The 16,533-nt window shown below is 56.0% G+C and carries 15 protein-coding genes and 2 tRNA genes; 11 read left to right on the plus strand and 6 right to left on the minus strand.

What is annotated here, in order from left to right; translation table 11 throughout:
* Positions 1-29: 29 nt before the first annotated feature.
* Positions 30-509: a MarR family winged helix-turn-helix transcriptional regulator gene (locus ISF27_RS07035; RefSeq protein ID WP_194610482.1), complete on the minus strand. Its 480-nt coding sequence runs from the start codon at positions 507-509 to the stop codon at positions 30-32.
* Between the two features lie 197 nt (positions 510-706).
* On the opposite strand from ISF27_RS07035, the gene ISF27_RS07040 reads away from it, so the two are divergent.
* On the plus strand, positions 707-1,042 hold the full coding sequence (locus ISF27_RS07040) for a cyclic-di-AMP receptor (RefSeq protein ID WP_194610484.1): 336 nt from the start codon (positions 707-709) through the stop codon (positions 1,040-1,042).
* Positions 1,043-1,046: 4 nt separating this feature from the next.
* Here ISF27_RS07040 and ISF27_RS07045 read toward each other — a convergent pair whose 3' ends face one another.
* The 4 genes from ISF27_RS07045 to ISF27_RS07060 form a co-directional block, all read right to left on the minus strand.
* Positions 1,047-1,931, minus strand: coding sequence for a hypothetical protein (locus ISF27_RS07045; RefSeq protein ID WP_194610486.1), 885 nt, complete (start codon positions 1,929-1,931; stop codon positions 1,047-1,049).
* 131 nt (positions 1,932-2,062) lie between these two features.
* A tRNA-Leu gene (locus ISF27_RS07050) sits at positions 2,063-2,144 on the minus strand.
* Between the two features lie 118 nt (positions 2,145-2,262).
* Positions 2,263-3,282: a UDP-glucose 4-epimerase GalE gene (galE, locus tag ISF27_RS07055; RefSeq protein WP_194610488.1), complete on the minus strand. Its 1,020-nt coding sequence runs from the start codon at positions 3,280-3,282 to the stop codon at positions 2,263-2,265.
* 204 nt (positions 3,283-3,486) lie between these two features.
* Positions 3,487-3,559: transfer RNA gene (locus tag ISF27_RS07060), tRNA-Thr, on the minus strand.
* Between the two features lie 208 nt (positions 3,560-3,767).
* Here ISF27_RS07060 and ISF27_RS07065 point away from each other — a divergent pair.
* The 10 genes from ISF27_RS07065 (at position 3,768) to ISF27_RS07110 (ending at position 14,740) form a co-directional block, all read left to right on the plus strand.
* Positions 3,768-5,081 (plus strand): acetyl-CoA hydrolase/transferase family protein, encoded by a 1,314-nt coding sequence (locus ISF27_RS07065; RefSeq protein ID WP_407926074.1) that lies wholly within the window; start codon positions 3,768-3,770, stop codon positions 5,079-5,081.
* Between the two features lie 66 nt (positions 5,082-5,147).
* The gene (locus ISF27_RS07070) at positions 5,148-5,372 is read left to right on the plus strand and encodes a hypothetical protein (RefSeq protein WP_194610490.1); all 225 of its coding nucleotides are present in this window, start codon (positions 5,148-5,150) and stop codon (positions 5,370-5,372) included.
* Between the two features lie 76 nt (positions 5,373-5,448).
* Positions 5,449-5,730 (plus strand): thioredoxin family protein, encoded by a 282-nt coding sequence (locus tag ISF27_RS07075; RefSeq protein ID WP_194610492.1) that lies wholly within the window; start codon positions 5,449-5,451, stop codon positions 5,728-5,730.
* Positions 5,731-5,920: 190 nt separating this feature from the next.
* Positions 5,921-7,891, plus strand: coding sequence for an AAA family ATPase (locus tag ISF27_RS07080; protein ID WP_194610494.1), 1,971 nt, complete (start codon positions 5,921-5,923; stop codon positions 7,889-7,891).
* A gap of 104 nt (positions 7,892-7,995) precedes the next feature.
* The gene (locus ISF27_RS07085) at positions 7,996-8,868 is read left to right on the plus strand and encodes an ADP-ribosylglycohydrolase family protein (RefSeq protein WP_194610496.1); all 873 of its coding nucleotides are present in this window, start codon (positions 7,996-7,998) and stop codon (positions 8,866-8,868) included.
* A 171-nt stretch (positions 8,869-9,039) separates the two neighbouring features.
* Positions 9,040-9,291 (plus strand): (2Fe-2S) ferredoxin domain-containing protein, encoded by a 252-nt coding sequence (locus tag ISF27_RS07090; RefSeq protein ID WP_194610498.1) that lies wholly within the window; start codon positions 9,040-9,042, stop codon positions 9,289-9,291.
* 3 nt (positions 9,292-9,294) lie between these two features.
* Complete coding sequence (locus tag ISF27_RS07095) at positions 9,295-11,019, plus strand: [Fe-Fe] hydrogenase large subunit C-terminal domain-containing protein (protein WP_194610500.1); 1,725 nt, start codon at positions 9,295-9,297, stop codon at positions 11,017-11,019.
* Positions 11,020-12,201 (plus strand): SpoIIE family protein phosphatase, encoded by a 1,182-nt coding sequence (locus tag ISF27_RS07100; protein ID WP_194610502.1) that lies wholly within the window; start codon positions 11,020-11,022, stop codon positions 12,199-12,201. It begins immediately after the preceding gene.
* Between the two features lie 21 nt (positions 12,202-12,222).
* A complete protein-coding gene (locus ISF27_RS07105; protein WP_194610505.1) occupies positions 12,223-13,680 on the plus strand; it encodes a 4Fe-4S dicluster domain-containing protein in 1,458 nt (485 codons plus the stop codon).
* Positions 13,681-13,804: 124 nt separating this feature from the next.
* The gene (locus ISF27_RS07110) at positions 13,805-14,740 is read left to right on the plus strand and encodes a polysaccharide deacetylase family protein (protein ID WP_328701543.1); all 936 of its coding nucleotides are present in this window, start codon (positions 13,805-13,807) and stop codon (positions 14,738-14,740) included.
* Positions 14,741-14,937: 197 nt separating this feature from the next.
* Here the strand turns inward: ISF27_RS07110 and ISF27_RS07115 are convergent, their stop codons facing one another.
* Positions 14,938-16,227, minus strand: a complete 1,290-nt coding sequence (locus tag ISF27_RS07115) for a glycosyltransferase family 2 protein (protein ID WP_194610506.1) — start codon at positions 16,225-16,227, stop codon at positions 14,938-14,940.
* Positions 16,228-16,533: the final 306 nt, after the last annotated feature.

The following is a 16,533-nucleotide window of genomic DNA, read 5'->3' on the forward strand; positions in this document are numbered from 1 at the left end:
GCGGCGCGGACGAAGAGTTTCTGCGCCGCTCAATTTTTTTCCGGGGGCTGTTCAACTTTGACCGGATGGTTCTTCAGCCATTCGGTGAGATCATAATCCATACGCTTAATCATGCGGACGGTGGTCCTGACATCACGGTCAGGCAGATTTGACCAGATTTTTCCAATCTCCGTTAAAGCTACCTGGACATACAGGTCATAGCAGGCTTTTCCTTTGGACGTGAGCTCAAGGTGGGTTGCCCGGCGGTCATTAGGGTCAGGGACACGCCGGATATATTGATCGCTTTCCAGCGTTTTGACAGCCCTGGTGATCCCGGGCAGGGCAATAGACAGTTCTGAGGAGAGATCGGACAGCCGGGCGGGTTTTCCATTTTCCGTATGGCGCTGGATATGGTCAATCATATGGATATGCAGCGGGGTCAGTGGTGGTGGAGGTGATGGAAGTATTGATGACAGCCGTCCCGCGTCGCGGAAAGCGTCCATCACTTGCCTGACCAGGTTAATATCCATAAAATCCCCCCATAAAATATGCCATACTCAGCTGCAGGACACATGAGGATTATAGTCTTCTGTCCATAGAAGGCAAGGTTATGAATAAATGATTAACAAGACCTTAACAAGTTCTTAGCGTTTTTTGCTTGTAGAGAAAATGAGCCGGGTATGATATAATTTTTCCAATTATTAACCAGAAGCAGGAGGTACTGCCCATGAAAATGATTATGGCGATTATTTCCAGTGAGGATGCGGATGACCTGGTTTACGAGCTGAATCAGCATCAGTTCTTCGTGACCAAGCTGTCCACCGTCGGCGGGTTTCTCAAGAAAAAGAGCACAACGCTCATGCTGGGCGTGGACGATGAGCGGGTAGACGACGCCATCGAGGTCATCAGGAAGATGTCCGGGCAGCGCGAGCAGGTGGTCTACACGCCGCCGGCGATGCAGGGCTCGAGTTATCCGAATGTCCAGATGACGATTCCCATGAACGTCCGGGTAGGCGGCGCGACGATTTTTGTCCTGAATGTCGAAAAATTTGAAAAAATGTAACCCATCAAAACATTTTTGACGGCAGGTCGATCCGGTCCAGGATACAGATGGCTGCGTCCATAAAGAGGTGCGCGATCAGCGTCGAAACGATGACCCCGTTGGATTTCAGCAGAAACTGGACATGGAATCCGTACCAGCAGACCGCGCCGGAGTAAGCGCACATGAGGAAAAGCAGGGGGAGGTTATGCCACAGCCCCCGGAGCGCGCCCGTGAAGTCCGCCCAGGTAAAGTCAAAATAAAAGAACCGGCCAAGGACCAGCGTCAGAAAGTAGATAATCATCCCGTCGTAGTTGGTGTCCTCGTAGATAAAGCGGATGTACACGAAAATCAGCATGATGTAGAACGTGCTGAGCAGGCGGATGGAAGCCTTCTGGCTGCTGGGCACCTGGGTCAGATGAACCAGGAGATGGTCCAGCAGGTGATTCAGGAGAATCGAGAGTAGGGTGAGGCCGATCAGGATGGCATCCTTGTAACGTGCCCACAGATCCTGCGTTGCCTGGATTCTCGTGCCGATCAGGTAGTAGAGCGCAAGGAAGAAGAGGATTGAGGTGCTGGAAAATACCATCTCATAGAAGCTTTCCAGCACAATGCGGGAGCGGTTTCTTCTTGCCGAGCGGAGGCTGCCGCGGCGGCGCGAACGGCCGGATGCATTTTTCCTCGCAGGCAAGCCGGAGATATTTTCCTCTGCAGGCAGGCCGGAGGCATTTCCCTCTGCAGGCCGTCCGTCCGGAGCCGGGCCTTCCTCTGCCTCTGCGTCCGCCTGACCGCCCTTTATTCGGGAGATCAGAATCAGGACAAGGAGAAGAACCAGGAAACCCGCCAGAGAAACCAGAAGGAAGCGGCCTGCCTTCTCCAGATTGAAGTAGTGTCTAAAGTAGTAATTATCCATACAGTTTCCTCGAATTGCAAAATCTTTGTACAGGAAAATGACCGGGCCGGAGTTCTATCCCCCTGCCCGGTCAATATGTACTTTTTTATCTGCCCGGAACTCCGGCAGCCGGAGAAATCCCGGATGAGACATGCGGCCAGCGGGATTTGAACCCGCACGGGCTGCCCCACAGGAACCTAAATCCTGCGTGTCTGCCAATTCCACCATGGCCGCAATGGAGATAGTATACCATTGCGGCAGAGGAAAAGCAAAGAGGACACGAAAACTTAACAAAATTCTAACAGCCGGTCTGCGTCTGCTTTTTCCCCGGCCGGTCAGCGTGCGCGCTTCCTCAGTCTCCGTATCCGTCCGGGTTCATGGACTGCCATCTCCAGGAATCGCGGCACATATCGTCCAGCGTTTTTTCTGCTTTCCAGCCGAGAACCTTCTCCGCCTTGGTGGGGTCGGAGTAGCAGGTGGCGATATCTCCCGGGCGGCGGGGATCAATGACGTACGGGATTTCTTTCCCGCATGCCTTGGAAAATGCGCGGATGATGTCCAGCACGCTGTAGCCGATGCCGGTTCCAAGATTGAAAATGCCGACGCCATCGATTTTGTCAAATCCGCGGATCGCCGCCACATGACCCTTCGCGAGGTCAACGACATGAATGTAGTCGCGGACGCCAGTGCCGTCCGGGGTGTCATAGTCATTGCCGAAGACGTGAACCTTTTCCAGCTTTCCGGCTGCAACCTGGGCTACATAGGGGAGGAGATTGTTCGGGATGCCCTTCGGATCCTCGCCGATCAGGCCGCTCTCGTGAGCGCCGATGGGATTGAAGTAGCGGAGCAGCATGACCTTCCAGCGATGGTCGCTTTTCCAGAGGTCAGTCAGGATGCGCTCCTGCATGGATTTGGTGGCGCCGTAGGGATTGGTCGTCTCGCCGAGCGGGCACTTCTCAGTGATCGGCACGAACGCCGGATCACCGTAGACGGTCGCGGAGCTCGAGAAGACAAACCGGAAGCAGTTGTGCTCCCGCATAACCTTGCACAGGGTCAGGGTTGTGTCCAGGTTATTTTTATAATATTCGAGGGGCTTGCGGGTGGATTCGCCGACCGCTTTGTAGCCGGCAAAATGGATCACCGCGTCAATCTGCCCTTCTTTAGCAAAGAGATCGCTTAAGGCGGCCTCATCACTGACATCAATCGGGTAGAAGGCCGGACGCTTTCCGGTAATCTTCTCGATCCGGTCCACGACCAGGGCTTTGGCATTATAAAGATTATCCGCGATGACGACGTCATAGCCGGACTTTAAGAGTTCAACACAGGTATGGCTGCCGATGAATCCGGCACCTCCGGTGACAAGAATTTTCATAGCTGGTCTCCTTTCTCGTGCTGCGTTTTTCTGTAACCATTATTGACTTGCCGGGGAGTTCTGTCAACCGGCGAAAATGTTGTGGAAGGCTGTGAATTTGTTGGGTCAGAAACATTTCCGGGGTATGCTGGACAGTAATAAGTAATAAAACAAAAAATCCTCTCAAACGTGGATTCCCACAAATTTGAGAGGATTTTTGATTCGAGCTGCTGACGGGAATCGGACCCGTGACCTCCGCACTACCAATGCGACGCTCTACCGACTGAGCCACAGCAGCTTGGTTTCGTGCTTGACCGCGAACAGGTGATATATTATCATGCAGTACACGGTTTGTCAATAATTCCTGTGCTGTTTTTGAAAAAACTTTTTGCAGCTGTTCGGCACAAGCGTGGGAGACATAAGAAAAGCGGGAAAGCCTCTTGACCTTTGCATCGTTCTATCCTGTATAATAAAAGAAAGAATAGACCAGGGAGGTTATTTTGATAGTGAATTATCTGGAGAAAATGGTATCGCCGGATACCGCGGCGAAACTGGCCGTAAAGTCCGGGGACTGGGTGGACTACGGGTTTGGCGCCGGATTTCCGGAGCTCATGGACAGGGCGCTGGCAAAGCGGCGGGACGAGCTTCACGATGTCAAAATCCGGGGCGGGCTTGTGATCCGTCCCAGAATTGAAGTCGTAGAAAGCGACCCGGAGCAGAAGGCATTTACCTATTATAGCTGGCACATTGGGGACTATGAGAGAAAGCTCCAGAAAAGGGGGCTTGTCCAGTTTGCGCCGGTCATGCTGCGGTCGCTTCCCGAATTGTACCGGCACGTCATCAGGACAGATGTAGCATTTGTGCCCGTGTCCAGCCCGGATGAGAACGGATACTGCGGACTGGGGATTTCCAACTATTGCTGGAGGACAATCTTTGAGCATGCGAGGACAGTTGTCTTTGAGATTAACGAGAAACTGCCCCGCCTCATGGGCGTTGACGGTTCGCACCGGGTGCATTTATCCGAGGCGGATTATATCGTCGAAGGGGAGCACGAGAACCTTCCGATCCGGACTTACCGCGCACCTTCCGAGATTGATATTAAAATCGCCGAGAATGTCATGAAAGAAATCCCCGATGGCGCTGTCCTTTCGCTCGGGGTCGGCACCGTTCCCTTTACGATTGCGGAGATGATCGGTGAATCCAACCTGAAGGATCTTGGCTGTCATACCGGTACAATCAGCGACGCCTTTCTGAACATGTACCGCAAGGGAAAACTGACAAATGCTGGTAAGGAGATCGACCGCGGATTTTCCACCTGGAATCTCGCCATGGGGTCACAGGAGCTATACGACTGGCTGGATGACGCAGGAGAGCTCTTTCATCCGGCGGATCTGGATTATGTGCATTCTCCCTGGAGAATGAGCCGGATGAAAAATTTTATCAGCATCAACGGCGGCGTGGAGCTTGACCTTATGGGGCAGGAAAATGCAGAATCCGCGGGTGCAAGGCAGCTTTCCGGCATCGGCGGCCAGATGGATTTCCTGGAAGGCGCATACCGGTCAGAAGGCGGAAAAGGATTTATCTGCATCAATTCTGTATTCCGGAAGAAAGACGGCTCCCTGAAATCGAATATTGTTCCCTTTATCCCGGCGGGAAGCGTGGTATCGGCGCCCAGGACAATGATCCAGTACGTCGCCACGGAATATGGCGTCATCTGCCTCTCCGGCCTTTCCCTCAGGGAACGGGCAAGGGCAATGATCTCCATCGCGCATCCGGCTTTCCGGGAAGAACTGTCCAGGTATGCGGAGGAGAAGTTCTGATGCTATTCCCCCCTTGGCGGTGATGCTATTCCCTCCCTTGGCGGGAATGTTGAAAGGAGGCAGGTCATGGCTAATTTTCTGAAAACGTACGCGGTTGTCCTGGTCGTATTTGTTGTTTTCCTGTTTTTCGGCGGATTGAATCTTTTGGATTTCAATACACACTATTATGCCGCGATCGCGTCCTGGGCGTTTGTCCTTGCCCTGCTGGTGGCCGCATTCGCCGCACAGGGGGAGAAGATTGAGCAGCTGGAAAAGCGGGTCAGCGAGCTGGAGGAGAAGGACAGGGACTGACGGGAAAATTCCCTCGGCGAGAACATTGCCACACGGCGTTGTTTCGTGTATACTGCCGTTACAAGGAGGTACGATCATGAAGAAGATTCTGTTATTTTATCTGACGGACTGCGGCTACTGCCAGCGCGCGCACCGTGCCATGGATGAGCTGATGGAGGAAAATCCGGCATATAAGGCTCTGGAGATCGAGAAGATTGAGGAGTCCGAGCATATGGATATCGCGAACCAGTACGATTATTTTGCGACGCCGACGTTCTATGTCGGTGGGGAGAAGGCCTTCGAGGCGCACATCGGCATGAGCTACGAGGACATCAAGAAAGAGGTCAAGCGGGTGTTTGACATGGCGCTCGCCGGCTGAAAAATCAGGCCGGTCCTGGCAGACAGGGAAGAGACGAAATCCCGGATTCTCCGACGGAGAAGGCCGGGATATTTTTGCACCTTATCCCTTTCCCTTGTCTGTTCTGTGATAGAATATAAGTAGCAACTCTGCACATTGTCAGACTTTTAATATCATTGCCATCAAATGTCAGAATCAGCAGGAGGGGCTTATGTGGGACTGGAAGATAGGACAGAGAAGGGAACTATCCCCGGGCGATCCGGAAAGGCAGACATTCTTTGGAAAGCTGGAGGAGCCTGAATATCCGGTTGATCCCGAAAATCCGGACGATCCGGAGGCGGATCCCGGAGAAGTGACCGAGGTGGGATATGCGGATTCCACTGTCGGGCCAGCGGGGGGCGATCCGGATGCGGCAGGAGATCAGGAAGGCGGGGATCTGGGCGGGGAAGCTTTGGATCCGGCGCAGGCGGCAGGAGCTTCAGAACAGGGATCCGGCGGGGATGACGGGGACAGCGATGAGGAAGATATTGCCTTCCCCTGGGAAGACCTGCCGCTCGCCGAGGCTGTCGGGAAGATGAAGGGCGCGGAGGAATTTCAGGCGCTCTGCGCGGAGCTCATGGCGGTGGCGCCGAAGCTCACGGAGAAGCAGCTGGCCGAAGTGCTGCAGAGCCGCGCGTACCTGTTTTCCATCGATGCCGGCTGCGGCATTTCCACGGCAGTGGCGCTCCTTACGCGGGTGATCGTCGAGGAGAAGCTTGCGGAGGCGGCTCGGATGCCAATTGAGATTGTGGTGCCCGGGACGCTCACTCCGGAGACCGGCGAGCATATCGTGAAGCTGCTTGGCCAGGTGGGAAACCGGGTGGTGTGCCTCGATATCACCGCCTGGATAACGCGCGGAAGAACCCCGGAATTCCTGGAGCTTTTGCTGAAGCTCTATGATCTCCGGGATTCCCTGACCTTTGTCTTTCGCGTCCCTTACATGGAGCAGTCCGTGATCAGTGAGATCGGGGATGCCCTGGGGGATGTCTTTTCCGTCCGGACGGTGGTGTTCACGCCGCTCCTTTCTGAGCACATGGCCGAGCTCGCCGAGGAGAGGCTCGGGGATGCCGGCATGGAGGCGGACGCGGATGCGAAGCACCTCTTCTCGGTGCGCATCGCCGAGGAGAAGTCGGATGGCCGGTTCTACGGCATCCGCACGGTTGAGCGGATCGTGGATGAGATGATCTACGACAAGATCCGGGCGGGGAGCCCGGGGAAGATGGTGACTCGGGATGACCTTGCGGGATTTGTCCGGTATGACGATACTGATCCTTCGGTGACTGCCGCGGAGGAGATGGACGGCCTTGCCGGTATGGCGCCGGTACTTGACCAGCTCCGCACGATTATGGTAGAAATTCAGAGGAACAGGAAAGCCGCCGGGGAGGGGAAGGAAGAGCTCCGGCCGATGAATATGCGGTTTTCCGGAAATCCCGGGACCGGAAAGACGACGGTGGCCAGGATCCTGGGGCGCTTCTTCCGGGAAAATGGCCTCCTTAGCCGCGGATATTTTCTGGAGCATACCGGCGCGGATTTTCTCGGGCAGTATCCCGGCTCGGCTTCAACGCAGGCGATGCAGATCTGCTCTGATGCGGCGGGGAGTGTCCTCTATATTGATGAGCTCGGCGCGCTGGCGGAGGAGTTTCCCGAGGAGGACGGCGGCAGTGCCCGTGAGGCGGCGGATACGCTGGCCAGCCAGATGGCAGCGTCCAGAGGGTCGATGGCGGTGATTCTGGCGGGTACGGAGAGTGAGCTGGATGCCCTGCTTAAGGCGGATCCGGCGCTGGAGAGGGAAATTCCGTTCACCGTGACCTTCCCCGACTACACGGAAGAGCAGCTCTCGGAGATTTTCCTGCGGATGGTCCGACGGGACGGAAAAACCGCCGGGAATGGCCTCGATGAGGCGGTGCGCGCGTATTTCCGGGAGCTCCCGGAGAAGATCCGCGGGGCGAAGGATTTTTCCAACGCCCGCTATGTGCGGAACCTGTACGAAAAGACTGTCAGCAAGACCATCGCGCGGACAAGGATCGATCACAGCGACCGGAAGACGATTCTTGCGTCGGATTTCGGCCTTGCCTGCGGGGAAAATATGCGGGAGCTTAATCGCAAGCAGACGGCGCACCGGAAGATCGGCTTCCAGGCGTAAGGCCGGGCTTTTGCGAAATCTGGTGACTGTTCAGCATCAACCGGCACCGATTTCCCCTGCATGTGCCGAACAGCCACAAAATTTGGAGGAAAAGAGGAGACCAGATGGCAGGAATTTACAGCCTGTGCGGTGCCGCGGTGGGCGACATTGCCGGGTCGAAGTACGAGTGGAACCCGGATAAGCGGAAGAAATCTCTTGATTTCAGTCGGTGCCGCTTCACGGACGACACGGTGATGACCATCGCGGTGGCACAGGCGCTGATGGATGCCGCCGAGCAGACGAATGGCGAGGCAGGCGGCAGGCATATTGACGCCGGTTTTCTGCGCAGATGCCTGATCCATTCCATGCGGAAGATCGGGAATGCGTACCCGAACGCCGGCTATGGGCGGAACTTCCGCGCGTGGCTGCTCGCGAAAACGGATGAGCCCTACGGGAGCCTTGCTAATGGCTCGGCAATGCGGGTTTCCCCCTGCGGCCTCGCGGCAAGGACGCTGGCGGAAGCCGAGAATTTCGCGGTGATCTCCGCGAAAGTGACGCATAACCATCCGGAGGGCATCCGGGGAGCCCGGGCGGTTGCGGCGGCGGTCTTCCTCGCAAAGAGCGGGATTTCCCGGGAGGAGATTGTCCGCTATATTCACAAGAATTATTATCCGATGAACCGCTCGCTCAGGGAGATCCGCCCGGCTTACCGGTTTGATGTGACCTGCGCCGGTTCGGTTCCTGAGGCGATCCAGTGTTTCGCGGAGTCTACCTCCTACGAGGATGCCCTGGAAAATGCGATTTCCCTCGGCGGGGACAGCGATACCCAGGCGGCCATCGCCGGCTCGATCGCCTGGCCGTACTATTACCGCAGGGAAGCGGTGCATTATGCGCTGTTTGAGCGGATCGCCGCGGAGAAGCTCACCGAGGAGTTTCTGGAGACCATGTGGCGGTTTGAGAATTTCTGCCAGGCGCGCTGCGGCCGAAGGCGCTTCTGACACAATTTTGTATGCGCACGGTTCAGACCTGCATGTGCTGGACAGTAACACTTGTATGCCGGAAAGAACGCGGGATTTCCTTTCTCTTCATTGAAGAAAGGGGATTTTTATGCGATAATGAAGCGATGAGGAAAGGAAGTCTCTTCTGCGATAAGAAAGGGGTATTTGAATATGAAAGTATCGATCTGCATTGGTTCCGCCTGTCACCTGAAAGGATCACGCGATGTGATCAGCATTCTGCAGAAACTGGTTCAGGAAAGCGGCCTTGAGGACAAGGTCAACCTGACCGGGGCATTCTGCAGCGGCAACTGTGAGAAGGGGGTTTGTGTCACCATCGATGATGGTGAGGAGATCTATACGGTGAGGCCGGAGACCGCGCAGGCGTTCTTCAATGACCAGATTCTGACCAGACTCGGAGAATAATCTATGCCGATTATTGACTTCAAAGAAGCAAAATGCCGTGATTGCTATCGCTGCGTCCGGAGCTGTGAGGTCAAGTCAATCGCATTCCGCAACGGCAGGGCGTTCATTCTTCCCAACCGGTGCATTCTTTGCGGCCAGTGCCTGGTGAACTGTCCTCAGTCGGCAAAGCGCCTTTCCAGCGAGCTGGACAAGGTAAAGGAGCTGGTAAAGTCCGGGAGGAAGATTGTCCTCTCGGTCTCTCCGGCTTATCTCGGCGTGTTTGGCGTCCGCCACGCGCGGCAGTTTATCACGGCGATGAAGATGCTGGGCTTTGCGGAGGTGCGCGACGCGGCAGAAGGCTGTGCCATTGCCTCCGAGCACTATGTACGGCTCCTGAACAACGGGACGATGACCAATATCATCAGCGCGAGCTGTCCCAGCATCATTTCCCTGATCGAGATGCATTATCCGCAGCTGATCCCTTATATGGCGCCGATTATGCGCCCGGCGGGAATCCATGTCAGGATGCTGAAGCAGGAGTTCGGCGAGGAAACCCCCGTCGTCTACCTGGGTCCCTGCGTTGCGGAGAAGGATAAGAACCTGGCAGTTCTGGCGGATGCTGTCCTGACGTTTGAGGAAATCCGCAGCTGGATGAAGGATGCGGGTATCCGCCTTGAAACCTGTATGCAGGATCCGTACACGGAGGAGTATCTCGGGGTGAATACCCGCTACGCCATGAGCGGCGGCATGCTGGACGCGATCCAGAAGACGGAGGACGCCTACGGGCTGACGGATACCTATAAGAAGCTGTACGCGAGCGGCGTCCATGACTGTATGGAGATCTGCGACGCCCTGGTGACCGGAGAGTTCCAGCACTGCTTTATCGAGCTGGATGCCTGCCACGGCGGCTGTATTAACGGCCCGGTATCTTCCCGTGAGGGAACCGGTTTCCGCCTGAAACTGGAGCTCCAGGACAAGCTCCCGGAGATTCCCGCGGACATCGAATGGATCCGGAAGTGGCGGCCGGTCATCAACCCCAGGAGGACATTTTCCGACTGCTCGGTGAAGGAGAAGATGCCGACGGAAGAGCAGATCCGCGAGATCATGCGCCGCACCGGCAAGTACCGGCCGGACCAGGAGCTCAACTGCGCCGCCTGCGGCTATCCGACCTGCCGGGACAAGGCGATTGCAGTGTTCCAGGGCAAGGCTGAGTTGGAAATGTGCGCCCCGTATCTCCATCAGCGCGCCTCCTCCCTCGCCCACATGGTCATGGAGACGTCGCCGTACGCGATTCTCGTGCTCAACCAGGATCTGCAGATTCTCGAGTGCTCCAAGGCGGTCTTCCGCTTCTTCGGCGTGAAGAAGGAGGAGGTCTGCGGAAAGAACCTGTCGGAATTTACCGATACGTCCGATGTCCTGAATGTTTTTGAGACACACACGCCCATCCAGGGGAAACGGGTCATTTACCCGGAGAAGAACCTGGTGACGTTCCAGAATATCGCCTATATTCCGGAGACCGATTATGTGATCATGACGATCATTGATGTCACCGAGGAGGAGAAGAATTCCGGCGAGGAATACCGGAAGCGCAAGGCGACCATCGACCTGGCCCAGGATGTCATTTACCGGCAGATGACGGTTGCCCAGCAGATTGCGGGACTTCTCGGGGAGACGACGGCGGAGACGCAGACCATGCTCACCAAGCTCTGCTCGATGTTCGAGACAGAGAATGAAAGCGAGGTCCGGTAAATGAGTGTGACCGTGGATGTGACGGCGAGAAGCCTCAATAAGCACGCCGAATACCTGTGCGGGGACACGACGGAGCTCCTGAAGACGGAAGACTCGGATGTCATCATCCTCGCCGACGGCATGGGGAGCGGCGTCCGGGCGAGCATCCTGTCCACGCTGACGGCAAAGATTCTTGGCACGATGTTCGCCGGCGGCGCCACGCTGGAGCAGTGCCTGTCGACGATTGTCAACACGCTGCCGATTGAAAAACGGAGAAAGGTCGCCTATTCCACGTTTACCATCCTGCAGATCTGCAGCAACGGGAATGCCTATCTGGTGAATTATGATAACCCGGACTGCATTTTTCTCAGGAAGGGGAAGCCGGAGCATCTGCCGATGCGCAGGAGGGTGATTCATGACCGGGAGGTCACCGAGTGCCGTTTTCATGTGGATACCGGCGATATGCTCATGCTCATGAGCGACGGCGTGACCCACGCGGGAGTCGGTACGGCGAAATATGCTTTTGGCTGGCCGCCGGAGGAGATCACGAAGTTCGTGGAAACGAAGTTTGCGAACGGGGCGTCCTCCGTCCGCATCGCCACAGCGATGGCTGACCGGTGCCGGCAGATCTACGGGGGGATTAACCGCGACGACACGACTGTCGTCGTTGCGCGGATTATCCAGTCAGAAGTGGTGAACCTGATGACCGGGCCGCCGAGGGACATGGAGGATGATCCGCGGATCGTCGCGGATTTTATGGCTGACCCGGAGGCAAAAAAGGTGGTCGCTGGGGGGACCAGCGCTACGATTCTCTCCCGCGAGCTCGGGCGGCCGCTCAGGGCGTCCCTCGACTATTTTGATCCGGATATTCCGCCGATGGCGAAGATGGACGGAATCGACCTGGTCACGGAGGGGATTCTTACACTCCGGAAAGCGGTGGAGCTCCTCGAACAGTTTAAGAAGGAGAAAGAGCCGGACGAGGCTTTTTTCCGGGAGCTTGACCGGAAGAACGGCGCGTCCATGATCGCGAAATTGCTGATCGAGGACTGCACGGATCTCAATATGTTTATCGGAACCGCCGTGAATAATGCCTATCAGAATCCCGACCTGCCGATTGACCTGGGGATCCGCCAGATTCTGGTGAAGCGCCTGATCGCAGCGGTCCGCGCGTTGGGGAAGCGCGTCAATGTGCGATATTATTGATTTCTGCCTAAGGAGGTTTTTATGGTAACCAATGACGCTACCGTATTGAAGCTTAAACACCGTGTACTGACCGAGGTCGCAAAGCTGGCCTGGGAGGGAAAACTGGATGAGGAGAAGGACCAGCTTCCCTATAAGATCATTCCGGGGCCGAAGGCAACCTATCGCTGCTGCATTTACAAGGAACGCGAGATCATCCGGCAGAGAATCCGCCTCGCGGAGGGAAAGTGTCCGACCTACCGAGACAACACGAACGTTGTCCAGGTCATCAATGCGGCCTGTGAGGAATGCCCGATCGCGTCCTACACGGTGACGGACAACTGCCGTACCTGCCTGGGCAAGGCCTGTCTCAATTCCTGCCACTTCGGCGCGATCACGATGACGCCGACCCGCGCCCATATTGACCCGGATAAATGCCGGGAATGCGGCATGTGCGCGAAGGCCTGCCCCTACAATGCCATCGCGCATCTGGAACGGCCCTGCAAGAAGGTCTGCCCGGCAGACGCGATTACCTACGATGAGTACGGCGTCTGCCTGATCGACGAGAAGAAATGCATCCAGTGCGGCCATTGCATCCACGCCTGCCCGTTCGGCGCGATCGGCTCCAAGACCTTCATGGTCGACCTGATCCGGCTGATCAACGCCGGGAAGCGAGTCATCGCGATGATGGCGCCGGCGACTGAGGGACAGTTCGGGCCGGATATCACATTTTCCAGCTGGAGAGAGGCGCTGAAGAAGATCGGCTTCGAGGATATGATCGAGGTCGGCCTCGGCGGCGACCTGACTGCCTGGTCGGAGGCGGAGGAATGGCTGGAGGCGCTCCACGAGGGCAAGAAGATGACGACATCCTGCTGCCCGGCGTTCGTCAATATGATCCGGCAGCATTATCCGGAACTCCTCGGCAATGTCTCCACGACGGTTTCCCCGATGTGCGCGGTCTCCCGTGCGCTGAAAGCCAAGGATCCGGGAGTGATCACCGTATTTATCGGGCCGTGTGTCGCGAAGAAGAGTGAGTCGCTCGACCTGAATATCGCCGACAATGTCGATTATGCCCTGACCTATGGGGAAATCCGGGCAATGATGCGGGCTAAGAACGTCGAGCTTGAGCCGATGCCGGAGGAGAAGCAGGAGGCCAGTGTCTACGGCAAGCGCTTTGCCGAGATCGGCGTGGCCAATTCCGTCATCGAGTGCATGAAGGAGATGGGAGAATCCGGGGATATCCAGGCGCTCCGGTGCAGCGGCGCAGCGGAGTGCAAGAAGGCGCTGCTTCTTCTCAAGATGGGGAAGCTTCCGCAGCAGTTTGTCGAAGGCATGATCTGCGAGGGCGGCTGTATCAACGGCCCGAGCAAGCACCAGACGATGCTGGAATCCAAGAGGAACCGGGAAAAGCTGATCGCCCAGGCAGATAAGCGCTCGATCAAGGCCAATCTCGATGAGTATGTGGATATGAGCACATTCTCGATGCACAGCAGGAGAAGATAAGGGATACCATGTTTTCTTTCCGGCCCGGTTTGCGCCCGCGTGAGGGCGGATTCCGGGCCGGGGTAGTCCTGGGGGTGGCTGAAAATACGGAACTTCCGGTTCCGGAAAGTTGAGGAAAGGTAAGGTGAATCTGAAGAAATTCATTCTGTTTCAAAAATACCGGAAACATGTCGTCCTGTTCAATCTGGCGGGGATCCTCGCGGCGGCGGCTCTCGGCGTGGCTATCGGTACGGGAGCGGTGCATTTCGGCCCGTTTGCAGGTACCTACGGGCCATCTTCGACAGGTGATGACGGCGTCCCGGGGCTGGAGCGGGCGGTGAAGTCCGGGAAGGTGGCTAAGGTATCCCCGATGCCGGACGGCGGAGCGCCGAATCCGGATCAGGCGGCGGCACAGGAGCCGGGTGGTCCTGCGGCGCAGTCAGGGACAGTCTCCTCGGGCGGAAGGACGATTGACCTCTCGAAGCCTATGGTTGCGCTCACCTTTGACGACGGGCCGTATGCCCCGGTCGGCAACCAGATCATGGACTGCGCGGAGCAGTATGGCGGCCGCGTTACCTTCTTTGTGGTCGGGTCGCGGGTCAACACTTACCGCGCGGAAATTCAGCGTATGGCAGATGACGGCCACGAGATCGGCAATCACTCGATGGATCACAAGATCCTGACAAAGCTTGGCGCGCCGGAAATCCGGGCGCAGATCGACAGATGCAGCGGCGCGGTGAAGGATATCACCGGGCAGGACACCGCCCTGGTGCGGACGCCGGGCGGCGGGGTGAATGACACGGTGAGGGCGAATATCAGCCAGCCGATTATCCTGTGGAATATTGATACCCTGGACTGGAAGACGCGAAATGCCGACCAGACTGTCCAGAAGGTGCTCAGTCAGGTAAAGGACGGGGATATCGTCCTGATGCATGAAATTTACTCGCAGAGCGGCGAGGCAGCCGTACGGATTATTCCTGAGCTGGCAAGAAGGGGCTTCCAGATGGTTACGGTCAGCGAGCTGGCAAAATACAAGGGGATAACGCTGGAGGGTGGGAAAACGTATTCCTCCTTCCGCTGATTTCCCCGAGCGGAGAGCAGCCCTCTCCCGGTTTTCTTTGGATAGCCGGGGGAGGGCTGGTTTTTTGCTCTGCGTAAAAAAAGCACAGCCATTTCCCGAAGAGGAAAAGACTGTGCGGATGATTTGCCTTGGGTTTTGGATCAACCGGTCTGACAAACAGATCAGTAAGCTCTGAACCGATGTCTTATGGCTCCGGCTCAGCGTCTTGCGGCGAGCTGTTCGGTGGAGTAGTGGGCGATCGGCTTCCATTCAACTTTCTTGAACAGGGCAACCATAGTGATCGGAAGGTAGGTTGCCTCGAAGATCGGGAAAAGCCAGATGTAGCAGATTTTCCGGAAGGAGGTTGCGCGGATTCGTTTCCACTCGGTGGCTACCGTGCAGATGCCGATGAACAGGAATTCGAAGTAGTAGACGGCAAGGGCGGTGATCAGGCTCCGGGTTGCCGTGTGCCAGAGCAGGACGCGATAGTAGATGGTCAGATCCTGCATATAGCCAAAGAGAAAAATATTGTAGAGCAGCAGGAAAATGGTCAGGATGCTGCACGGCGCGACTGTCATCAGGACGTCATAGCACGATGTCTTGTTCCGCTTGGCGGTAAAAATACCGTGGATGAGGGACGGAATATAATGCCAGTCGATCTGGAAAAATCCCTTGGACCATCTGAGGCGCTGGTTCCAGGACTGGGCGAAGGTCTCCGGCTGCTCATCGTAGAGGATGGCATCGTCCACATAGCCGATTTTTTTATCATGGATGGCGCAGTTGACGGAGAATTCGATGTCCTCGGTCAGCAGGTGGTAAGGCCAGCCGCGGTTTTCGGCGAGCAATTCCCGGGATACCAGGAAGCCGGTTCCGGAGATCATGCAGGAATTGCCGAGCAGATGGCGCGGGAAGTTGACATAGCGCGCCTCGCGGAGAAACCAGATGGAATACCCCGCCGTGATCCAGTTGGTGCCGAAGTTTTTCGAATTCCGGTAGCTGGTCAGGCAGTCATACCCGCCCTGGGAAAAGGTGCGGTTCATCTCATAAATAAAGTTCTTATCCAGGATATTGTCCGCATCGAAGACGAAATAGCCGTCGAAAGCCATTTCCCCGTAATCGCGGATGACGTGATGATAGAGGTAATTGAGGGCGTATCCCTTGCCTACCTGGTGCTGGTCGAAGCGCTCGTAGACGACAGCCCCGGCTCTTCGGGAGACTTCGGCGGTCCGGTCGGTACAGTTGTCCGCGAGAACGAAGATTTTGAACTTGCTGCCCGGATAGGTCTGTTCCTTAAGTGACTGGATCAGCTCGCCGATCACGCCCTCCTCGTTCCTTGCGCTGATGAATACGGCGTAGTTCAGAAACTTTGCCGGAGCCTTCTTGGACGCCTTGTTCATCTTACGGTACCGGAATCCGATGTACATATAGAAGATCTGGTACAGATAGGCGAGTGTCAGGACGATAAAAGCGATCTGGCTGACGGAGATAAACGTATGCAATACTTTCATAATTTCTCACTTGTCCCTGCTGAAAGATCAAATTTCGCTGCGGGTGTGCCGGAACTTGAAATGTCCTGTGCTGAACCGCGGCAATCTTTCGTTTGATTTATACAAGTTTATGTTTTACGCTATTTTGCGGCAAATTACAAGAGGCAGATAGAAAAGAAACCATTAAATTATGAACAAATCTCCAAGCGAATACGGACAAAATATGGACAAACTATTAAGATATTCTTAATATTGAAAAATCTGCCCGATGTGCCGGTTGAACAGTCACAATTTTCTGTACCCAGAGCAGGGATCCGTTTGTGGCGT

It is taken from the genome of Clostridium vitabionis (assembly GCF_015351765.1).
Classification (GTDB): Bacteria; Bacillota; Clostridia; order Lachnospirales; family Lachnospiraceae; genus Clostridium_R; species Clostridium_R vitabionis.